Genomic DNA, 16,813 nt, shown 5'->3' on the forward strand with positions numbered 1-16,813 from the left:
CTTTACAATATTTTCGTTGATCCATTTATCCAGATGTATGAGGCCCCTGACTTTCTGCTTCAGGTGCTTTGGGAGGGCCTCGTTTCCGGCGTTCTCTACGCTCTGATTGCTCTGGGTTTTGTTCTCATCTTCAAAAGCTCGCGCATCTTCAACTTTGCGCAGGGCATTATGGTCGTGTTTGCTGCGCTGACCCTTGTGGGTCTGCATGAAAACGGCGTGCCTGCATGGCTTGCCGTGCCGATTACGCTGGGCGTGATGTACGTGCTGGCCGTTGGTATCGAGCGCGTTGTTCTGCGCCCGCTTGTTGGCCAGCCAGACATCATCCTTTTCATGGCGACCATTGGCGTTACTCTGTTCCTCATCGGCTTTGGTGAATTTATCTTCGGCGGTGAAAACAAGGTCATGATCACCGAGGCGCTGGGCATTCCAACCGGTGCGCTTGAGTTTGAACCATTCGGCGGTTTTGTTCTGATTGAAGAAAAAGACCTTGCTGCTGTGATTATGGCGGTGCTGTTGGTGATTGCTCTGCTTGCCTTCTTGAACCGTACGTCCATGGGCCGCGCAATCCGCGCTCTGGGTGACGACCATCAGGCAGCGCTCTCCGTGGGCATTTCCCTGTCCACCATCTGGGTTATCGTCTGGTTCATCGCCGGTGTTATCGCTCTGGCAACAGGTATCGTATGGGGCGCTCGTGCAGGTGTTTCCTTCGCTCTTGAAGTGATTGCCTACAAGGCTCTGCCGGTTTTGATGCTGGGTGGTCTGGAATCCGTTTCCGGTGCGATTATCGGCGGTCTGCTGATCGGTCTTCTGGAAAAGCTCTTCGAGATTTACTGGGGCCAGCCTCTCTTGGGCGGGAATACCGAAACTTGGTTCGCCTTCATTCTGGCTCTGTTTGTGCTGCTGTTCCGTCCGCAGGGACTGTTCGGTGAGCGCATCATCGAGCGCGTATAATTCAGGGGGACGTGAGAGATGTTTTATAAGACGTCCGGCCAGTTCAAGACCAGCTATAAGAGCGATCAGGCGCTCTTTCCGGTCAAACAGGATGCATGGCTGCTGATCGCTATTCTGGCTCTTGCCTATGTGGTCTTTCCGCTGACAGCTAACGAGTTCACCTTCAAGGCGCTTCTTGTGCCGGTGTTGATCTACTCCCTAGCTGCGATGGGCTTGAATATTCTGACAGGTTTTGCCGGTCAGCTGTCTCTGGGTACAGCAGGGTTCATGGGTGTGGGAGCCTATGCCTGCTACAAGATCACCACGATCTTCCCTGAGATGAATATTGTCGTAGCGCTGGCGCTTTCCGGGTTCTTCTCGGCAGCGGTCGGGGTGGCTTTCGGTCTGCCATCCCTGCGCATTAAAGGGTTCTACCTTGCTATTGCCACTCTTGCCTCGCAGTTCTTCCTTGTGTGGCTCTTTGAAAAGTGGGCGTGGCTGTACAACTACAACGCTTCCGGCGCGATTGAAGTTCGCACCATGGACTTCTTTGGCCTGACAGTGACCGGCCCAACCGCAACGCCTTTGACACAGTACTACTTCGTGCTGGGCATTGTGACCGTGGTTACCATCGCGATGATCAACATCACCCGTGGCCGTTATGGCCGCATGTGGAAAGCGGTTCGCGATATGGATATTGCTGCGGAGTTGGTGGGCATCAACCTGATGCGTGCAAAGCTGACTGCCTTTGCTGTGAGCTCCTACGTCGTCGGTATTGCCGGTGCCATGCTGGTGTTCTTCTGGAAAGGTGCTGCAGAGCCAAACCTTTTCGATATTCCAATGAGTTTCCAGATCCTGTTCATCGCCATCATTGGTGGTCTGGGCAGTATCCTTGGTAACTTCCTGGGCGCAATTTTGATCGTTGCCCTGCCGGTGCTTCTCAATGTGCTGCCGGATCTGGTGGGTATTCAGGTTCACTCCGCTGCAATGGAGCATGTGAATGTGATGATCGTCGGTGCCCTGATTGTCTTTTTCTTGATTGTTGAGCCTCATGGTCTCGCCCGTTTGTGGGGTCTGATCCGCGAAAAGCTCATCATTTGGCCATTCCCTCACTAACAATAACATATTGAAATATTGGGGAATATTTTTCGGGAATGGGAATCCGGCGGGAGGCCGGAAACTGGAGGAAACTATGAAGTCATTGACTAAATTCGCAACGCTTATTGCAGCGAGCACCATGCTGGTGGGTGTAGGAGCAGCCACAGTTCAGGCAGCAGACAGCCTGTACACTCCAAACCTGACCTACCGTACCGGACCATTTGCAGCGACCGGTATTCCGATCATGAACGGCCAGCGTGACTACATTAACATGCTGAACGCCCGTGACGGTGGTGTCGGCGGCGTTATGATCGACTTTGATGAGTGTGAGACCAGCTACAACACCAATAAGGGTGTTGAGTGTTACGAAAAGACCAAGGGCGATGCGATTGTGACCCAGCCTTGGTCTACCGGTATCACCTTGCAGGTTCTGCCACGTACCAACGTAGACCGTATTCCAATTCTGGCGCCGGGCTACGGCTTCTCTCCAATGTCTGACGGTAACACCTTCGCTTGGGCGTTTAACCCACCAGTGTCTTACTGGGACGGTGCATCCATGATCCTCAACGGTATCAGCGAAGGTAATCTGGATAACCTCAAGGGTAAGAAGGTAGCACTGCTGCACCTCGATCACCCGTTCGGTAAAGAGCCAATTCCGGTAATCAAAGCGCTTGCTGAAAAGCATGGCTTCGAGTTCCTGCCAATTCCGGTTGGTCTGAAAGAAATGCAGAACCAGTCTGCTCAGTGGCTACAGATCCGCCGTGAGCGTCCTGACTTTGTTGTCATGTGGGGCTGGGGTGCAATGAACGCCGGTGCGCTGACCGAAGCGGCCAAGACCCGTTACCCGATGGATCAGTTCGTTGGTGTTTGGTGGTCCGGTCATGATGCCGACCTTGAAGCACTTGGTGCAAAGGGTAAGGGCTACCGCTCTCTGAGCTGGAACGTTCCGGGCAACTATCCGGTTATGGAAGACATCAAGACACACGTTGTTGATGCTGGTAACTCCATGATCGAAAATGCCGATGAAATGGACAGCACCTTCTACCAGCGCGGTGTTGTGATGTCGATGTATCTGGCGGAAGCGATCAAGGAAGCTCAGGCAAAGTTCGGCACTGCAAAGATCAACGCAGAGCAGATGCGCTGGGGTCTTGAGAACCTCGACATCTCCGAGGAAAAACTGGCGTCCTTGGGCATGGCTGGCATGACCACTCCGTTCTCCACCTCTTGCTCCAACCACACCGGTCACGGCGGTGCGTGGATGCTGCGTTGGGACGGTGAGCAGTTCGTACAGGACGGCGACATGCTGAGCCCTGACCGCGACCTCATTATGCCAATGGAAGCTGAGAAGGCAGCGGAATACGCAAAGAACAACGCTCCATGGCCTGGCCGTGGTGACCTTGCTTGCGACTAATCTTTTCGCTTTTGACAAAACAAGGGGCGGCGGCTTTGCCGCCCCATCCTTCAAAGATTTTTTAAGTTCGAGTGGGAACAGTTGCCATGAGCGCCGCATCTACCGGTCTTGCCGAAGCCAAGAAAAGTGAACAGCCACAGACCGCCGAGGATATTCTTAGCGTCAACAACATCGAGGTGATTTACGATCACGTTGTGCTGGTGCTTAAGGGTGTTTCTCTCAACGTACCACGCGGCGGCATTGTGGCACTGCTGGGCGCAAACGGCGCCGGAAAAACCACAACTCTGAAAGCCATTTCCAACCTGTTGCAGGCCGAGCGCGGCGAGGTGACGAAAGGCAATATCATTTTCAACGATGAGCAGGTTCAGGCGCTTTCGCCGAACGAGCTTGTCCGTCGTGGCTGTATTCAGGTGATGGAAGGCCGTCACTGCTTTGGTCACCTTTCTATCGAGGACAACCTTCTTACCGGCGCATATACCCGCCGTGATGGTGCCGCTGCTGTAAAGCGCGATCTGGAAATGGTTTATGACTACTTCCCGCGTCTTCGCGAGCGCCGCACATCGCAGGCCGGATACACCTCCGGTGGTGAGCAGCAGATGTGCGCAGTGGGCCGCGCGCTTATGAGCCGTCCTGAAATGATCCTGCTGGATGAGCCGTCCATGGGTCTTGCGCCGCAGCTGGTGGAGGAAATCTTCGAGATCGTGAAGAAGCTCAACAAGAACGAAGGTGTGTCCTTCCTTCTGGCAGAGCAGAACACCAACGTTGCGCTGAAGTACGCCACCTACGGCTACATCATGGAAGCTGGCCGTATTGTGATGGACGGCGAAGCGGCAGCGCTGCGCGAGAATGAGGACGTAAAGGAATTCTATCTTGGTGTTGGCGGTGAAGGACGCAAGTCTTTCCGCGATGTTAAGCACTACAAGCGCCGTAAGCGCTGGCTTGCATAATTCACTAGCAATTCCATGGGATTTCAATGTAACCGCGAGGGGCGACACGGATGTAGGGTTCGTGTCAACGCGAGCAAATTGGAGTTTCTCATGGTGTTGCGAAGCATTCTGGCCCTGGTCATTGGAACTGTAGCACTGCCGATTGGTACGGCAGGGGCGTTTGTTAAGGCGGAAGGCTCTTTCGTCGCTGACAAGTCATGCCCTGCTTTCCAGTCGATCAAGAAGAGATCCAATCCGGGCAACGAAATGGTGGAAGCGGGAAAAACATATCCGCTTCTGGGCAAGAACAAAGCGCAGGCAACCCATTACCAACTGCGTTTGGAAGGGGCGAAGCCAACTCAGCGCTGGGTCGCCGTAGATTGCGGCAAGGCACAGGTGAGTGGCGGTGATACGGCGCAGGCTGGGGGGCAAGCCGGATCGGGCCTATATGGCAGCTCAACCTATGTTCTTGCTGCGAGTTGGCAGCCGGCTTTTTGTGAGACGCGGCCAAATAAACGGGAATGCAAAACGCAGACAGCGAACCGGTTTGATGCGTCAAACTTTTCGCTGCACGGGCTTTGGCCACAGCCGCGAAACAACGTCTACTGCGATGTTTCCGGCAAGCAGAAGCAGGTGGACAAGAACGGCAAGTGGTCTGCGCTCGAGCCTATTGAATTGAGCGGTGAGGTGCGCGGTGCCTTGCAGGAAGTGATGCCGGGATACGCATCCTACCTTCACCGCCATGAGTGGGTGAAGCATGGCACCTGCTATGGCGGGACGCCTGAGGAATACTTTGCTGAATCCATTGATTTGATGGAGCAGCTCAACAGGTCTGATGTGCAGCGGCTTTTCTCGCAAAACATCGGAGACTTTGTTGGAACCGACGAGATACGCGGTGCTTTTGATAGGGCATTCGGCAGAGGTGCCGGAAAGCGCGTTGAGGTGGTTTGTACGAAGGTTGGCGGCAACACATTGATTGGCGAGCTGCGCCTTCATTTGAAAGGTGTTCTTGATGAGGGAACGCCGATTGCGGAATTACTAGCGGCAGCCAAGCCGGTTGCCAGCAATTGCCGAGGCGGGATTGTAGACCCTGTGGGGTTGCAATGGCGCAATTGATTTAACCGGACCGGCCAATAAGCACTGGCCCGTCAACTGCAGATTACAACGAGGACCTTATGGATCTTGAGTATTTCGATCATTTGGAAACCCGCAGTGAAGATGAGCGTGAGGCCCAGTTGTTCTCACGCCTACCAGAGTTCATTGGGCGTGTTCAAAAGGGCAGTCAGGGATGGGCCAGCTATCTAGAAGGTGTTGATGCATCTGCCGTCACCTCCCGAGAAGCGCTTGCCAAGCTTCCGGTGTTTCGTAAGTCTTCCTTGCTGAAGGCGCAGGAGGACGATCCGGTCTTTGGCGGTTACGTCATGGGATCGGCCGCGTCATTGGACCGCGTGTTTATGTCTCCGGGGCCGATTTGGGAGCCGCAAGGCACAGGCAAGGACCCTTGGAACGGCTCTCGTGCGCTTTACGCTGCTGGCGTTCGCTCTGGTGACAAAGTGCACAACGCGTTCTCTTATCACATGACGCCGGGCGGCTTTATTCTCGATTACAGCGCGCGCGCTCTGGGCTGTACCGTATTCCCGGCTGGTGTTGGTAATACCGATTTGCAGGTTCAGGCGATCTCTATGCTGCGCCCGAGCGTTTACACCGGAACGCCGGACTATCTGAAGATCATTCTTGATCGTGCCGATGAGCTGGGCGTTGATGTTTCTTCCATCACCAAGGCGCTTGTCTCCGGCGGTGCGCTTTATCCGAGCCTGCGTCAGGAATATGCAGATCGTGGTATTGCCGTGCGTCAGTGTTATGCAACAGCTGACCTTGGCATCATCTCTTATGAGAGCGATGCCATGGAGGGTATGATCGTCAACGAGGATTACATCGTCGAAATCGTGCGTCCGGGTACTGGCGAACCTGTCGCTCCGGGTGAAGTGGGCGAGCTTGTCGTGACCTCGTTCAACGAGACCTATCCGCTCATTCGCTTTGCGACCGGTGACCTTTCTGCAGTTCTGCCGGGCACTTCCTCTTGCGGGCGCACCAACATGCGCATCAAAGGGTGGATGGGACGCGCCGACCAGCGCACCAAGATCAAGGGCATGTTTGTTGATCCTGTGCAGGTAAACCGCGTGAAGGAAGCCAATGCTGGGGTAAGCAAGCTACGCCTCAGCGTGGTGCGTGATGGCGAAAAGGACCACATGGTACTTCGTGCCGAGGCAGGCAGCATAAATGATGATTTGCTGAAAGCACTTGGTGCTTCCCTTCGCGAACATACTGGTCTTGCAGGCGAAGTTGAGCTTGTTGCTGTTGGCTCATTGCCAAATGATGGCAAAGTTATTTCAGATGAGCGCCCGCTGGAAAACGCATAGGTAAGCCCATATCCATCTTTCGATCTAGACCTCGGGGTTTTTCCTGAGGTCTGTGATCTTTATCCTTGGCGCACTGTGATCAAACCCCTATTAAGATACGTAGGACTGGTTTTAATCACAGGTGCAACTTATGAGCGATCACGATAAGCCAACCCATTCCAGCGTCTACGGTAGCCCTATGCAGCTGCCGAAAGACCACCCACCCGTAAAAGCGGGAAAGGTTGGCGTCCTGCTCATCAATCTTGGAACACCAGATGGCACAGACTACTGGCCAATGCGCCGTTATCTGCGCGAGTTCCTTTCTGATAAACGCGTTATCGAATGGCCGAAATGGCTCTGGTATCCGATCCTCTATGGCATCGTGCTTAATGTTCGCCCGCAGAAGTCTGGTCGTGCTTATGCCGAAATCTGGAACAATGAGCAGAACGAAAGCCCGCTGCGCACGATCACCCGTAGTCAGGGTGAGAAGCTGCAGGAGATGCTGGACGGTGCCGGTTCTCAAGTGACCGTTGACTGGGCGATGCGTTACGGCAAGCCGTCAATCAAGTCTCGCTTGACGAAGATGAAAGAGGAAGGCTGCGACCGGATTCTCGTCTTCCCGCTTTACCCGCAATACTCGGCAGCAACCACTGCGACGGTAAACGATGCCGTGTTTAAGGTGCTAATGGAAATGCGCTGGCAGCCAGCTATTCGCACCGTACCGCCGTATCACGATCATGATGTTTATATCACCGCGCTAGCAGACTCCGTAAAAGAGAGCCTTTCAAAGCTGGATGAAGAGCCAGAAGTGGTTATGGCCTCCTATCATGGTATCCCGCAGAGCTACTTCCAGAAGGGTGACCCTTACCATTGCCAGTGCTTGAAAACCTCTCGCCTGCTGCGTGAAAAGCTGGGCTGGGAAGAAGGCAAGCTGATCAGCACGTTCCAATCCCGCTTTGGGCCTGAGGAATGGTTGCAGCCGTACACGGACAAGACCATCGAGAAACTCGCTCAAGAAGGCCGTAAAAACATTGCCGTTATGAACCCGGGTTTTGTGGCCGACTGCCTTGAAACTTTGGAAGAGATCGCTGGCGAAGGCGCTGAAATTTTCGAGGAGCATGGCGGTGAGCATTTCACGCATATTCCATGCCTCAATGATAGCCCTGAAGGTATGAACGTCATTGCCGACATTGTGGTGAGAGAGCTGCAAGGCTGGATCTAACGAACATCTCTGGCGCTCGCACTTGCTTTACATCGTAAGCGCGGTGCGAGCGTGAGAGTTGAATGCTCAACCCCTGATTTTGTTTGTGTGCGTGTACGCGTTACGACTATAGTCTGGCGAAGACTCGGCGCGTGCCGACTTCTAATAAACGGGGGCTCATAATGGACTTCATTGGCGTCAACATAACGCTGCTAGTACTGCTGCTTGTTGTAGTGCTTATCATATTTGCGGGCGTTAAAACTGTCTCGCAAGGGTACAATTGGACGGTGGAGCGCTTTGGGCGCTACCGTACGACATTGCAGCCGGGCCTTAACCTCATCATTCCGTTTCTTGATCGTATCGGCCACAAGGTCAATATGATGGAGCAGGTGCTGGATGTGCCTGCGCAGGAAGTCATCACCAAGGACAACGCATCCGTCACAGCTGACTGCGTGACCTTCTATCAAGTGCTTGATGCGGCACGCGCATCCTATGAGGTGATGGGCCTGCAAAATGCTATCCTCAACCTCACCATGACCAACATTCGTAGCGTTATGGGCTCCATGGATCTTGATGAACTGCTTTCCAACCGCGATGAGATCAACAAGCGTCTTTTGCGGGTGGTGGATTCTGCTGCCGAGCCGTGGGGTGTGAAGATCACGCGTATCGAGATCAAAGACATCAACCCACCTCAGGATCTGGTGGATGCCATGGCTCGCCAGATGAAAGCCGAACGTGAGAAACGTGCTGTTATTCTGGAAGCGCAGGGCGAGCGTGAAGCTGAGATCAATAAGGCTGAGGGTGTAAAGCGCTCGTTGGTATTGGAAGCGGAAGGCCGACAGGAAGCCGCATTTCGCGATGCAGAAGCGCGAGAGCGTTTGGCGGAAGCTGAAGCCAAAGCAACCCAGCTTGTTTCCAAGGCGATTGCTGAGGGTGATATTGCTGCAGTGAACTACTTCGTCGCCAACCGCTATGTGGATGCCTTCGGCGAGCTCGCAAAGTCAAGAAACCAGAAGGTCGTGATTGTGCCAATGGAAGCAACATCCATGATTGGCTCTCTCACTGGTATTGCTGAAATCGCCAAGGAGACCTTTTCGGAGGATGCCAAAGCCAAGCGTTCTTCGCGGGTTCCATCTGTAGGCGGCACGGGTGAAAGCTGATGATGGAGCTTATTGAAACCCTTGGCCCTTGGAAGTGGTTCATTTTCGGGCTGTTTTTATTGGGCCTTGAAGTGCTGGCTCCGGGCTGGGTTTTTCTCTGGTTTGGCGTTGCTGCCTTTATCGTTGGCGGCCTTGGCTTCTTTGTTGAGCTGTCGTGGCAGTCGTCCATTTTGATCTTCATCAGCTTTTCGCTGATCGCAATCATCCTTGGGCGGCGCATTACCAACCGTGGCGGCAGCGATAGTGATGACCCTGCACTCAACAAGCGTGGTGCGCGTTATATCGGGCAGGAGTACGTGCTGGCTGAGCCTATCGAGCAAGGGCGTGGAACGCTGCGCATTGATGATACGATTTGGCGTATTGTCGGGCCGGACCTACCAGCGGGCGCTTTGGTGCGCGTGGTCGCTGTTAAGGGCGTCGCGCTTGCAGTTAAGAAAGCGGGGGAGGCGTAAGCCTCCTCAGCCCTATGGTTTGAAGTCTACCGGAAGCGGGGGCGCTTCCTTCATCAGCAGAATTTCGATACGCCGGTTGGCGGCGAGGAACGGGTCGTTCGGGAACAGCGGTTCCGTGCTTGCCTTGCCGACGACAGAATGAATGCGGTCCATCGAAAGGCCGTTTTCCATCAGGATTTGGCGGGCGATGTTGGCCCTGTCTGCTGATAATTCCCAAAGCGTTTGTGTTGGTGAAAGTGGCATTTGGCCGGCTGTTGTGTGTCCGGTTATGCGAATGCGATTTGGCATGCGGTGAAGAACCGGAGCGATCTTTGCCAGCAAATTACGCGTGATCTCATAGGGATAACGGGATCCTTCAGGGAACATCGAACGCCCTTCCTGATCCACGATCATCAGGTTCAAACCCTCTTCGGTCTCCTGCAGAATGATGTTGGTTGAGACCTCTGTTACCTCTGGAAGTTCTTGAAGGGCTTGACGGAGTGAAGCCGCTGCCGTTGCAAACAGGCGCGGGTGCTCAATCTCGGACTTCTGCGTGTTGAAGGTATTTGCTTCTGGTCCCTGCTTGCGATGTTGCAGGTGCTGGACTTCGGCATAATCCGTGTCGTTGTCATGCTCGACCTGACTTGCGTCTTTCATGAAGTCGCGCATGGGGATGCCGTCGATCTCGATCATGCCTGCGCGTTTCATCTCCATTTTGATCCCGAAGGCTTCTTTGATGGAGCCCGCCACGACCTGCAGCTTTTGCTGGTCCTGAATGGAGAAGGAGATGATGAGAACGAAGAAGCACACCAAAAGGGACATCAGGTCTGCGAAAGTAACCATCCACCCCGGTGCGCCCGGTTTTGCATCCTTCTTTTTTGCAGCCATACCGTCGCTTCCTTAATTATCAGGCAGCAGCGGCTGCAAGCATCTCTTCGCGGTGCTGCTCTGGCATATACGCAAGCAGCATCTCTTTGATGAGTGAAGGGCTCTTGTTCTCTTTGATCTGGAGAACGCCGTCGATGATCAATGTTTGGTTGAGCTCTTCAACCTCGAACTTGGCATCGAGCTTATCAACCAGCGGCAGGCAAACCACGTTGGCAATGACGGAACCGTAGAGCGTTGTGAGAAGCGCAATCGCCATGGAAGGACCAATAGTGGAAGGATCGTCCATGGTCGCCAACATCTGCACCAGACCGACCAGCGTTCCGATCATACCAAACGCGGGCGCTGCATCACCTAGAGCTGCATAGACCCGTTTGCCTTCAGACAAGCGGTTCAGATAGAGGTCTCGCTCGCGCTCCATGGACTCGCGAATAAGCTCATGGTCGTAACCGTCGGCAATATACTGAATGCCCTTGTTGAGGTTGTTGTCTGTGATCTCAGCACTTTCCAGACCCAGAGGGCCAGACTTGCGCTGCAGTTCTGCCAGACCGGAGATTTCTTCTACCAGATCACGCGGCTCGATCTTCTTATGCGTGAAGGCGAGTTTGGCACCGGTAGCGAAGGCGCTCAAAATACTGGAAAGCGGGAACCTAACCAGCGTAGCTGCCAAGCCACCACCAAGCACGATCAACGCGGAAGGCAAGTCCATAAACTGGTTGATGCTGCCGCCCAGAAAGATTGCGATTGTGATAATCACAAAGGCCGAAATCATGCCGATGATTGTCGCCAGATCCATCCCGCACCTCAAAAATACTCAAATACACTGAGGGGCAGGGTAGGCGGCAGACCTCTAATCAATTCCTAATGAATTTTATCATTGGGATAAAAACCTATAGAAAATAGGCGAAGGCAGGAGGCTTGAGCGTCGAATTTGCCGTCGAAAGCGCACCCTGTGCATTCAGGCGGCGATGTGTGAATGAGCGAGCAAAGGTGATTCTGAAACGAAAAAGGCGACCAGTTGGCCGCCTTGCTTTCAATGAAATACACCCGCGTAGCCTTATGCAGCGCCAACGCGAAGCAGGCCGTGCAGGTGCACAATCCCGATCGGCTTTTTGCCTTCCACGACGAACAGCGAGGAGATGCCCATGGAGTTGATCATCTCAACCGCGGTGCCCACGAGTGTATCCTGCGGCACGGTTTTCGGGTCAGAAGTCATGATTTCCTCAACTGGTTTGTCAAGGAAGTCAGAGCTGATGTGACGACGCAAGTCACCATCAGTGATGATGCCAACAAGGTCGCCATTCATGCCGGTAATGCCAAGCACGCCGAGGCTCTTCTGGGTCATCAGGATGATTGCTTCGCGCATGGAAGTGCCAACAGCTGCCAGCGGAACTTCATCGCCGGAGTGCATGATGTCACGAACATGGCGCAGCGTTGCGCCGAGTTTTCCACCCGGATGGTAGACTTTGAAGTCTGACGCGGTGAAGCCACGGGCCTCAAGCAGTGTGATTGCCAGCGCATCGCCAATTGCTAACTGAATGAGTGTGGATGTGGTTGGCGCAAGACCGTGAGGGCAGGCTTCCTTTACCGCTGGCAACGCCAGACAAATGTCAGAGGCAGCGCCCAAGGTGCTTGTGGCACTGCGGGTGATGGAAATCAGCGGAATCTTGAAGCGGCGGGTAAAGGCGATAAGGCTCGCCAGTTCGGCAGTTTCACCAGACCAAGAGATCGCGATAACAACATCATCCTGAGTGACCATGCCAAGGTCGCCGTGGCTCGCTTCACTAGCGTGCACGAAGTATGCAGGCGTTCCGGTTGAAGCCATGGTCGCGGCGAGTTTTGTGCCGATATGACCACTTTTGCCGATGCCGGAAATAATCACGCGGCCCTTGGAATTGGCAATCTGCTCGACGGCTTTGAGAAATGGTTCAGCCAAACCATTGTTCAAAGCGGCCCTCAAGGCGTCCATACCGGATTTTTCTGTTTCGATAGCGCGTGTTGCAGACTCAAGCCAAGAGGCTTCCGCGACTACAAATTCCTGATTCTTTTCCTGAAAGGACGGCATGTGCATTTGCGCATTTTCTCCAATGGTCGGTGCCTAAACCCCATTGCCCACAAGCGGGTAGTACCTATAGGGATGGTAGTGAGCCTGTCACTTTGGTATTGCCACCACAAGGTCAGACAGCTTCTATCCCGAAATTAATTGTAAAACAATCGAACTGCCCAATTAGTTTTCAAGGGACCGTTAACCATAATGCCGTCAGTATGACCTTGTTATTGATTGCAATGTCCTGCCGGCGCTTGTGGATAGTCTCGATGGTAGTCCGCCCCTGTTATTTAGTTATGATTCTTGGCATGACAATGGTGCCAAGCCTTGCGGCTGCGCAAACCTCTGACTTTGGTTTGCGCGGAGGGCTTGGGCTGTCCGGCGAGAGCGAGCGCGACTTGGCCGAAGGCTCCGGCGATCAGGATCAATCACAAGTTCTATACGGTGATGAAGACGCGGACATCGTGCTTGAGGAGAGCTTCCTGCTCAGCCCTCGCCGCCGCCCTCTGTCGTTTTCCGGCAAGGTCAGTTCCGTGCAGCGCGTCATCGCAGAACGCCGCGGTATCGTTAACCCGCGTCCTAACGAAGTTTTTGATGGAGAAACACAGCGGGATCAGGCGCGTGGTTTGCGTCTTGGCTCCTATCTGTTTTTGCCTCAGCTCTCGCAATGGGTGGGTTGGACGGACAATGCCCAGAATGCTTCTGGCGGTGAGCCGGATGCCTTCATCACAACAGATGTAGCCTTCACCCTTCTTTCTGACTGGGATCGGCATCAGTTCTCCACGGCGTTCCGCGGTAGTTATGAGGCCTTTTCAAAAGACCCTGACAGCAATGTTCCGGAAGGTTCTCTTCGGTCCGATTTGCGCTTGGACCTTGGCAACCAGTGGAATGTCAACTTGGGAGCGGATTACGGGCTTTCGCAGGAAAACCGCGCGTCTCCAGAAAACCCTGTTCTCGACGGCAAGCCAAACTCGATTCAAGAGTTCGGCGCAGATATCTCGGTAAACAAGGAGCTGCGCAATCTCAACGTTGGCGCCCGCGCAGGTGTTGATCGCGTTGAGTATGGCGGTAGCAGCTCTAGCACCAGCCGAGATAATACCGTTTTTGACGGAAGTCTGCGATTGGCCTTCGATAGCGGGGCGATGCTGTCTCCGTTTGTAGAAGGTGGCGGTCTCGTCAGGCGCTATCAACACCAGAGCAGCACCCCTTCGTCTTTTGACCGCGATACAGAAGGCTACTTCATTCGCGGCGGTTTCACGCTTGACCGCGGTGACAAAGTGCAGGCTCAGGCTTCTGTCGGCTGGCGCGAAGAAACACCGAAAGATGCGCGGTTGAACGATCTGTCCGGCCTACTTGTCGATGCGTCTTTGGTTTGGTCACCAACGCGGCGCAACACCGTTACCGGAACCATTGCAACGAATTTCTACGGCACAAATATCGATGATTCCGCCGGCTCCATTCTCTACTCAGGCGAGCTCAGCCTTGCGCACCAGTTCCATGAGGACTTTGTAGGGGATGCAACCCTTGGCTACTCGATAAGAGATTACGAAGGCGTTTCTATTTCGGAAGAAGAGTTTAGCGGCTCTATCGGGCTGGAATACGCGTTCTCGGACTATGCAGCTGTTGTAGGGCGCTACACGTTCTCCAGCTTTGATAGCTCTGAACCAAACAGTGATTACACCAGTAGCACTATTGAAGCGGGGCTTCGTCTTCGTCGCTAACAGGTGCGCGCGTTCAGTTGGCACTGAGCCGTTGAACCAAGAAAAGCACAGTCTAGCCCTAGGGCAATTGTGTCGTTAGTCTGCACAAGTCAGTTTTCAGGTTCAGTCGTTTTCGGGCTTGGCCCATTCATCTCAGGAGACCATTTCTTGCAGAAATTCCGAAGTGTTCCCTTTATCGCTTTGCTTACTTGCAGCCTTTGCTTTGGTGCGCCCGCTGCAATGGCAGATGCCGCTTTCGATAGCTGGAAGGAGAGCTTTTGGCCTCAGGCACGCAAAGCCGGAATTTCCAAGCAGGTTTATGATGAGGCGATGAACGGTTTGGAGCCTGATCCCGAGGTCATTCGGCTTGCAGGTGACCAGCCAGAATTCACCCGTGCGCTTTGGGATTATCTGGACCGTGCGGTTTCTGATAGCCGCATTGAAAATGGCCGAGAGGCTTTGAGGGAGTGGACTGACTGGTTTGACAAAATCGAAGCTGATTATGGTGTGAGCCGCTACATCGTTGCTTCGATCTGGGGCATGGAAAGTTCCTACGGCAGCATTTTGGATAATCCGGAGATTGTTCGCGGCACTATCCGTTCTTTGGCAACGCTCGCCTATGAAGGCGGTAAGCGGAAGAAGTTCGGCAGAACACAGCTGCTCGCCGCGCTCAAAATTTTGCAGGAAGGCGATGTTGCCCATCATAAGATGACCGGCTCATGGGCTGGTGCAATGGGGCATACGCAGTTCATTCCAACCACGTATCTTGCCCATGCTGTTGATGCGACTGGTGATGGCAAGCGCGATATCTGGGAAACCGTTCCAGATGCTCTGGCTTCCACTGCGGCCTATTTGAAATCTTCTGGTTGGGATAGCGGCAAAACATGGGGCTACGAGGTAACTCTGCCAAAAGGTTTCAACTACGCCCTTGCGAACCTCAAGACGCAGAAGTCGCTTGGAGCTTGGGAAAAGCTTGGCATCAAGCGGGCACGCGGCGGTGGTTTTCCGCGTAAGGATGACAAAGCAAAGCTGTTCTTGCCAGCTGGGGCTAATGGACCGGCCTTTCTTGTTTTGAAGAACTTTGAGGTTATCAAGAAATACAACAACGCCAATGCCTATGCGCTTGCTGTCGGTCATCTGGCAGACAGAATGCTGGGCGTGCAGGGCTTCCAGCAGCCTTGGCCGCGGGAAGATCGTCCGCTTTCTTTTGATGAGAAGAAAGAACTGCAAGCGCAGCTGAATAAAAAGGGCTTCAATGTTGGCGCTGTAGATGGCCGAATTGGGCCAAAAACGCGTGGTGCAATCAGGCAATACCAAAGTGCCCGAGGGTTGACGCCGGACGGATATGATTCCATGAAACTTCTGGAGAGGATGAAAGAGGGGAATTAATTCACCTCTTCTTCCTAGACTGTGCTCCATAATGGGATGGACGGGTAAGACCCCGGGAGACAGGAATGGTGAAGGCGCTTAAAACAGTGGCAATTGCGGTTGCTCTGGTTTTTCTCGGCGGGCTTTTTATGGAAAGCTTCGCGCCAGCGCCTGCCTATGCTCAAGTGCGCTCCAACAAGTACCAGAATGAAGGCTCTACGTTCCTTCAACGTTTGTTTGGTCTTGGTACTCCAAAGAAAACCCAGCCCAAAGCGACACGGAAAAAACGTCGCAAAGTTATCCGCCGCAAGAAGCGTACTCCACCGGCCGCTGTCGTTCAGCAAGCGCCGACTATTCAGGAAGAGCCTAAGGACGAGGACGCGAAAACCCTGCTTGTGGTTGGCGACAACCTTGCATGGGGTCTTGCAGATGGCCTCAAGGCTGTTTACGCGCAAACGCCGTCCATCAAAGTGAAGAAGCTGGTTTATCCGAAAATTGGTCTGGTCAATAACAAGACGCCGGACTGGCCCGAGGATGTTGCCAACGTACTAGCCAGCGAAGATGTTGGTCTGGTGGTTATTACTCTGGGCGCAACGGACGACACAGACTTCCAGCTTGGTGAAGAGATTTTGCCGTTCCAGACAAGGGACTGGACCAAAGAGTATCGTTACCGCGTTGCGTCCCTCGTTGCCGCCGTGCGTAACGAGCAGCTGCCCATGATCTGGCTGGGACTTGCGCCAGCAGAAGACTATGCAAAGTCAGCAAACTTCAGTTTCTTGAATGATCTGTTTATCGAGCAGGTTGACCCCGCAGGTGGCATCTTCGTCGATGTTTGGAAGCCTTTTTTGGATGAAAACGGGCTTTATACCAACCAAGGGCCGGATGTTGATGGTAAGCGCCGTCGGTTGAGAGCCAATGACGGCGTATACTTTACATGGGCCGGATATAGGAAACTGGCGTACTTCGTTGAGCGCGAGATCGCCCGTGTCTTCGGCAGCGCTAGTGCCTTCATTTTTGAGGGGGTGAAAGATGACCCGAACTTTGTGGTTCTCACAGGCCGATTGACTTCTCCTGAAGTGAAGCTGATCGTTGCGGGGGAAGACGAGGTTAAAGCTGTGCCGGGTACCGCCCAGCATGCGCTTACCGTTTCCGGCGATCCTTTGCCTGTTCCGTCAGGCCGTGCCGATGATGCTCGTTGGCCGCCGTATTAAGGTCCTCGCCTAGTTGCTCTCGCTCTTCTGTTTGCAAGACCCCGCA

At 53.8% G+C, this 16,813-nt stretch carries 15 protein-coding genes; 12 read left to right on the forward strand and 3 right to left on the reverse strand.

Annotated features, from left to right (window positions below; all coding sequences use genetic code 11):
* Window positions 1-33 precede the first annotated feature (33 nt).
* The 9 genes from E1162_RS06610 to E1162_RS06650 all read left to right on the forward strand — a co-directional run bounded on the left by E1162_RS06610 (window position 34) and on the right by E1162_RS06650 (window position 9,577).
* Complete coding sequence (locus tag E1162_RS06610; protein ID WP_257098720.1) at window positions 34-951, forward strand: branched-chain amino acid ABC transporter permease; 918 nt, start codon at window positions 34-36, stop codon at window positions 949-951.
* An 18-nt stretch (window positions 952-969) separates the two neighbouring features.
* Window positions 970-2,046, forward strand: coding sequence for a branched-chain amino acid ABC transporter permease (locus tag E1162_RS06615; RefSeq protein ID WP_155128499.1), 1,077 nt, complete (start codon window positions 970-972; stop codon window positions 2,044-2,046).
* Window positions 2,047-2,122: 76 nt separating this feature from the next.
* A complete protein-coding gene (locus tag E1162_RS06620; RefSeq protein ID WP_155128502.1) occupies window positions 2,123-3,439 on the forward strand; it encodes an ABC transporter substrate-binding protein in 1,317 nt (438 codons plus the stop codon).
* An 86-nt stretch (window positions 3,440-3,525) separates the two neighbouring features.
* Window positions 3,526-4,386, forward strand: a complete 861-nt coding sequence (locus E1162_RS06625; protein WP_155128505.1) for an ABC transporter ATP-binding protein — start codon at window positions 3,526-3,528, stop codon at window positions 4,384-4,386.
* 90 nt (window positions 4,387-4,476) lie between these two features.
* Window positions 4,477-5,481, forward strand: a complete 1,005-nt coding sequence (locus E1162_RS06630) for a ribonuclease T2 family protein (RefSeq protein ID WP_257098710.1) — start codon at window positions 4,477-4,479, stop codon at window positions 5,479-5,481.
* Window positions 5,482-5,540: 59 nt separating this feature from the next.
* Window positions 5,541-6,785: a phenylacetate--CoA ligase family protein gene (locus E1162_RS06635; protein WP_155128511.1), complete on the forward strand. Its 1,245-nt coding sequence runs from the start codon at window positions 5,541-5,543 to the stop codon at window positions 6,783-6,785.
* A 130-nt stretch (window positions 6,786-6,915) separates the two neighbouring features.
* Window positions 6,916-7,986: a ferrochelatase gene (hemH, locus tag E1162_RS06640; RefSeq protein WP_155128514.1), complete on the forward strand. Its 1,071-nt coding sequence runs from the start codon at window positions 6,916-6,918 to the stop codon at window positions 7,984-7,986.
* Window positions 7,987-8,147: 161 nt separating this feature from the next.
* Window positions 8,148-9,125 carry an SPFH domain-containing protein gene (locus E1162_RS06645; protein ID WP_155128517.1) on the forward strand — a complete coding sequence of 326 codons (978 nt, stop codon included), beginning with the start codon at window positions 8,148-8,150 and terminating at the stop codon, window positions 9,123-9,125.
* The gene (locus E1162_RS06650) at window positions 9,125-9,577 is read left to right on the forward strand and encodes an NfeD family protein (protein WP_257098711.1); all 453 of its coding nucleotides are present in this window, start codon (window positions 9,125-9,127) and stop codon (window positions 9,575-9,577) included. Before E1162_RS06645 ends, E1162_RS06650 begins: the two co-directional genes overlap by 1 nt.
* Window positions 9,578-9,589: 12 nt before the next feature.
* Here E1162_RS06650 and E1162_RS06655 read toward each other — a convergent pair whose 3' ends face one another.
* From E1162_RS06655 to E1162_RS06665, 3 genes are all read right to left on the reverse strand, one after another.
* A complete protein-coding gene (locus E1162_RS06655) occupies window positions 9,590-10,444 on the reverse strand; it encodes a flagellar motor protein MotB (protein WP_155128520.1) in 855 nt (284 codons plus the stop codon).
* Window positions 10,445-10,463: 19 nt separating this feature from the next.
* Entirely contained in the window at window positions 10,464-11,237 is a 774-nt protein-coding gene (locus tag E1162_RS06660) for a MotA/TolQ/ExbB proton channel family protein (protein WP_155128523.1), read from the reverse strand.
* Window positions 11,238-11,498: 261 nt separating this feature from the next.
* Window positions 11,499-12,512: a KpsF/GutQ family sugar-phosphate isomerase gene (locus tag E1162_RS06665; RefSeq protein WP_155128526.1), complete on the reverse strand. Its 1,014-nt coding sequence runs from the start codon at window positions 12,510-12,512 to the stop codon at window positions 11,499-11,501.
* Window positions 12,513-12,796: 284 nt separating this feature from the next.
* Between E1162_RS06665 and E1162_RS06670 the strand changes: the two genes are divergently transcribed.
* The 3 genes from E1162_RS06670 (at window position 12,797) to E1162_RS06680 (ending at window position 16,767) form a co-directional block, all read left to right on the forward strand.
* Window positions 12,797-14,209 (forward strand): outer membrane beta-barrel protein, encoded by a 1,413-nt coding sequence (locus tag E1162_RS06670; protein ID WP_257098712.1) that lies wholly within the window; start codon window positions 12,797-12,799, stop codon window positions 14,207-14,209.
* A gap of 147 nt (window positions 14,210-14,356) precedes the next feature.
* Entirely contained in the window at window positions 14,357-15,577 is a 1,221-nt protein-coding gene (locus E1162_RS06675; protein ID WP_257098713.1) for a lytic murein transglycosylase, read from the forward strand.
* Window positions 15,578-15,642: 65 nt separating this feature from the next.
* Entirely contained in the window at window positions 15,643-16,767 is a 1,125-nt protein-coding gene (locus E1162_RS06680; RefSeq protein WP_155128533.1) for an SGNH/GDSL hydrolase family protein, read from the forward strand.
* Window positions 16,768-16,813: the final 46 nt, after the last annotated feature.

The organism is Pseudovibrio flavus, from assembly GCF_009711345.1.
In the GTDB taxonomy this organism is placed as follows: domain Bacteria; phylum Pseudomonadota; class Alphaproteobacteria; order Rhizobiales; family Stappiaceae; genus Pseudovibrio; species Pseudovibrio flavus.

Bases quoted from the DNA above. Each gene is read 5' to 3' on its own strand.
- E1162_RS06610 (WP_257098720.1), top strand. From the start codon at position 34: ATGTATGAGGCCCCTGACTTTCTGCTTCAGGTGCTTTGGGAGGGCCTC.
- E1162_RS06615 (WP_155128499.1), top strand. From the start codon at position 970: ATGTTTTATAAGACGTCCGGCCAGTTCAAGACCAGCTATAAGAGCGAT.
- E1162_RS06620 (WP_155128502.1), top strand. From the start codon at position 2,123: ATGAAGTCATTGACTAAATTCGCAACGCTTATTGCAGCGAGCACCATG.
- E1162_RS06625 (WP_155128505.1), top strand. From the start codon at position 3,526: ATGAGCGCCGCATCTACCGGTCTTGCCGAAGCCAAGAAAAGTGAACAG.
- E1162_RS06630 (WP_257098710.1), top strand. From the start codon at position 4,477: ATGGTGTTGCGAAGCATTCTGGCCCTGGTCATTGGAACTGTAGCACTG.
- E1162_RS06635 (WP_155128511.1), top strand. From the start codon at position 5,541: ATGGATCTTGAGTATTTCGATCATTTGGAAACCCGCAGTGAAGATGAG.
- hemH (WP_155128514.1), top strand. From the start codon at position 6,916: ATGAGCGATCACGATAAGCCAACCCATTCCAGCGTCTACGGTAGCCCT.
- E1162_RS06645 (WP_155128517.1), top strand. From the start codon at position 8,148: ATGGACTTCATTGGCGTCAACATAACGCTGCTAGTACTGCTGCTTGTT.
- E1162_RS06650 (WP_257098711.1), top strand. From the start codon at position 9,125: ATGATGGAGCTTATTGAAACCCTTGGCCCTTGGAAGTGGTTCATTTTC.
- E1162_RS06655 (WP_155128520.1), bottom strand. From the start codon at position 10,444: ATGGCTGCAAAAAAGAAGGATGCAAAACCGGGCGCACCGGGGTGGATG.
- E1162_RS06660 (WP_155128523.1), bottom strand. From the start codon at position 11,237: ATGGATCTGGCGACAATCATCGGCATGATTTCGGCCTTTGTGATTATC.
- E1162_RS06665 (WP_155128526.1), bottom strand. From the start codon at position 12,512: ATGCACATGCCGTCCTTTCAGGAAAAGAATCAGGAATTTGTAGTCGCG.
- E1162_RS06670 (WP_257098712.1), top strand. From the start codon at position 12,797: ATGACAATGGTGCCAAGCCTTGCGGCTGCGCAAACCTCTGACTTTGGT.
- E1162_RS06680 (WP_155128533.1), top strand. From the start codon at position 15,643: ATGGTGAAGGCGCTTAAAACAGTGGCAATTGCGGTTGCTCTGGTTTTT.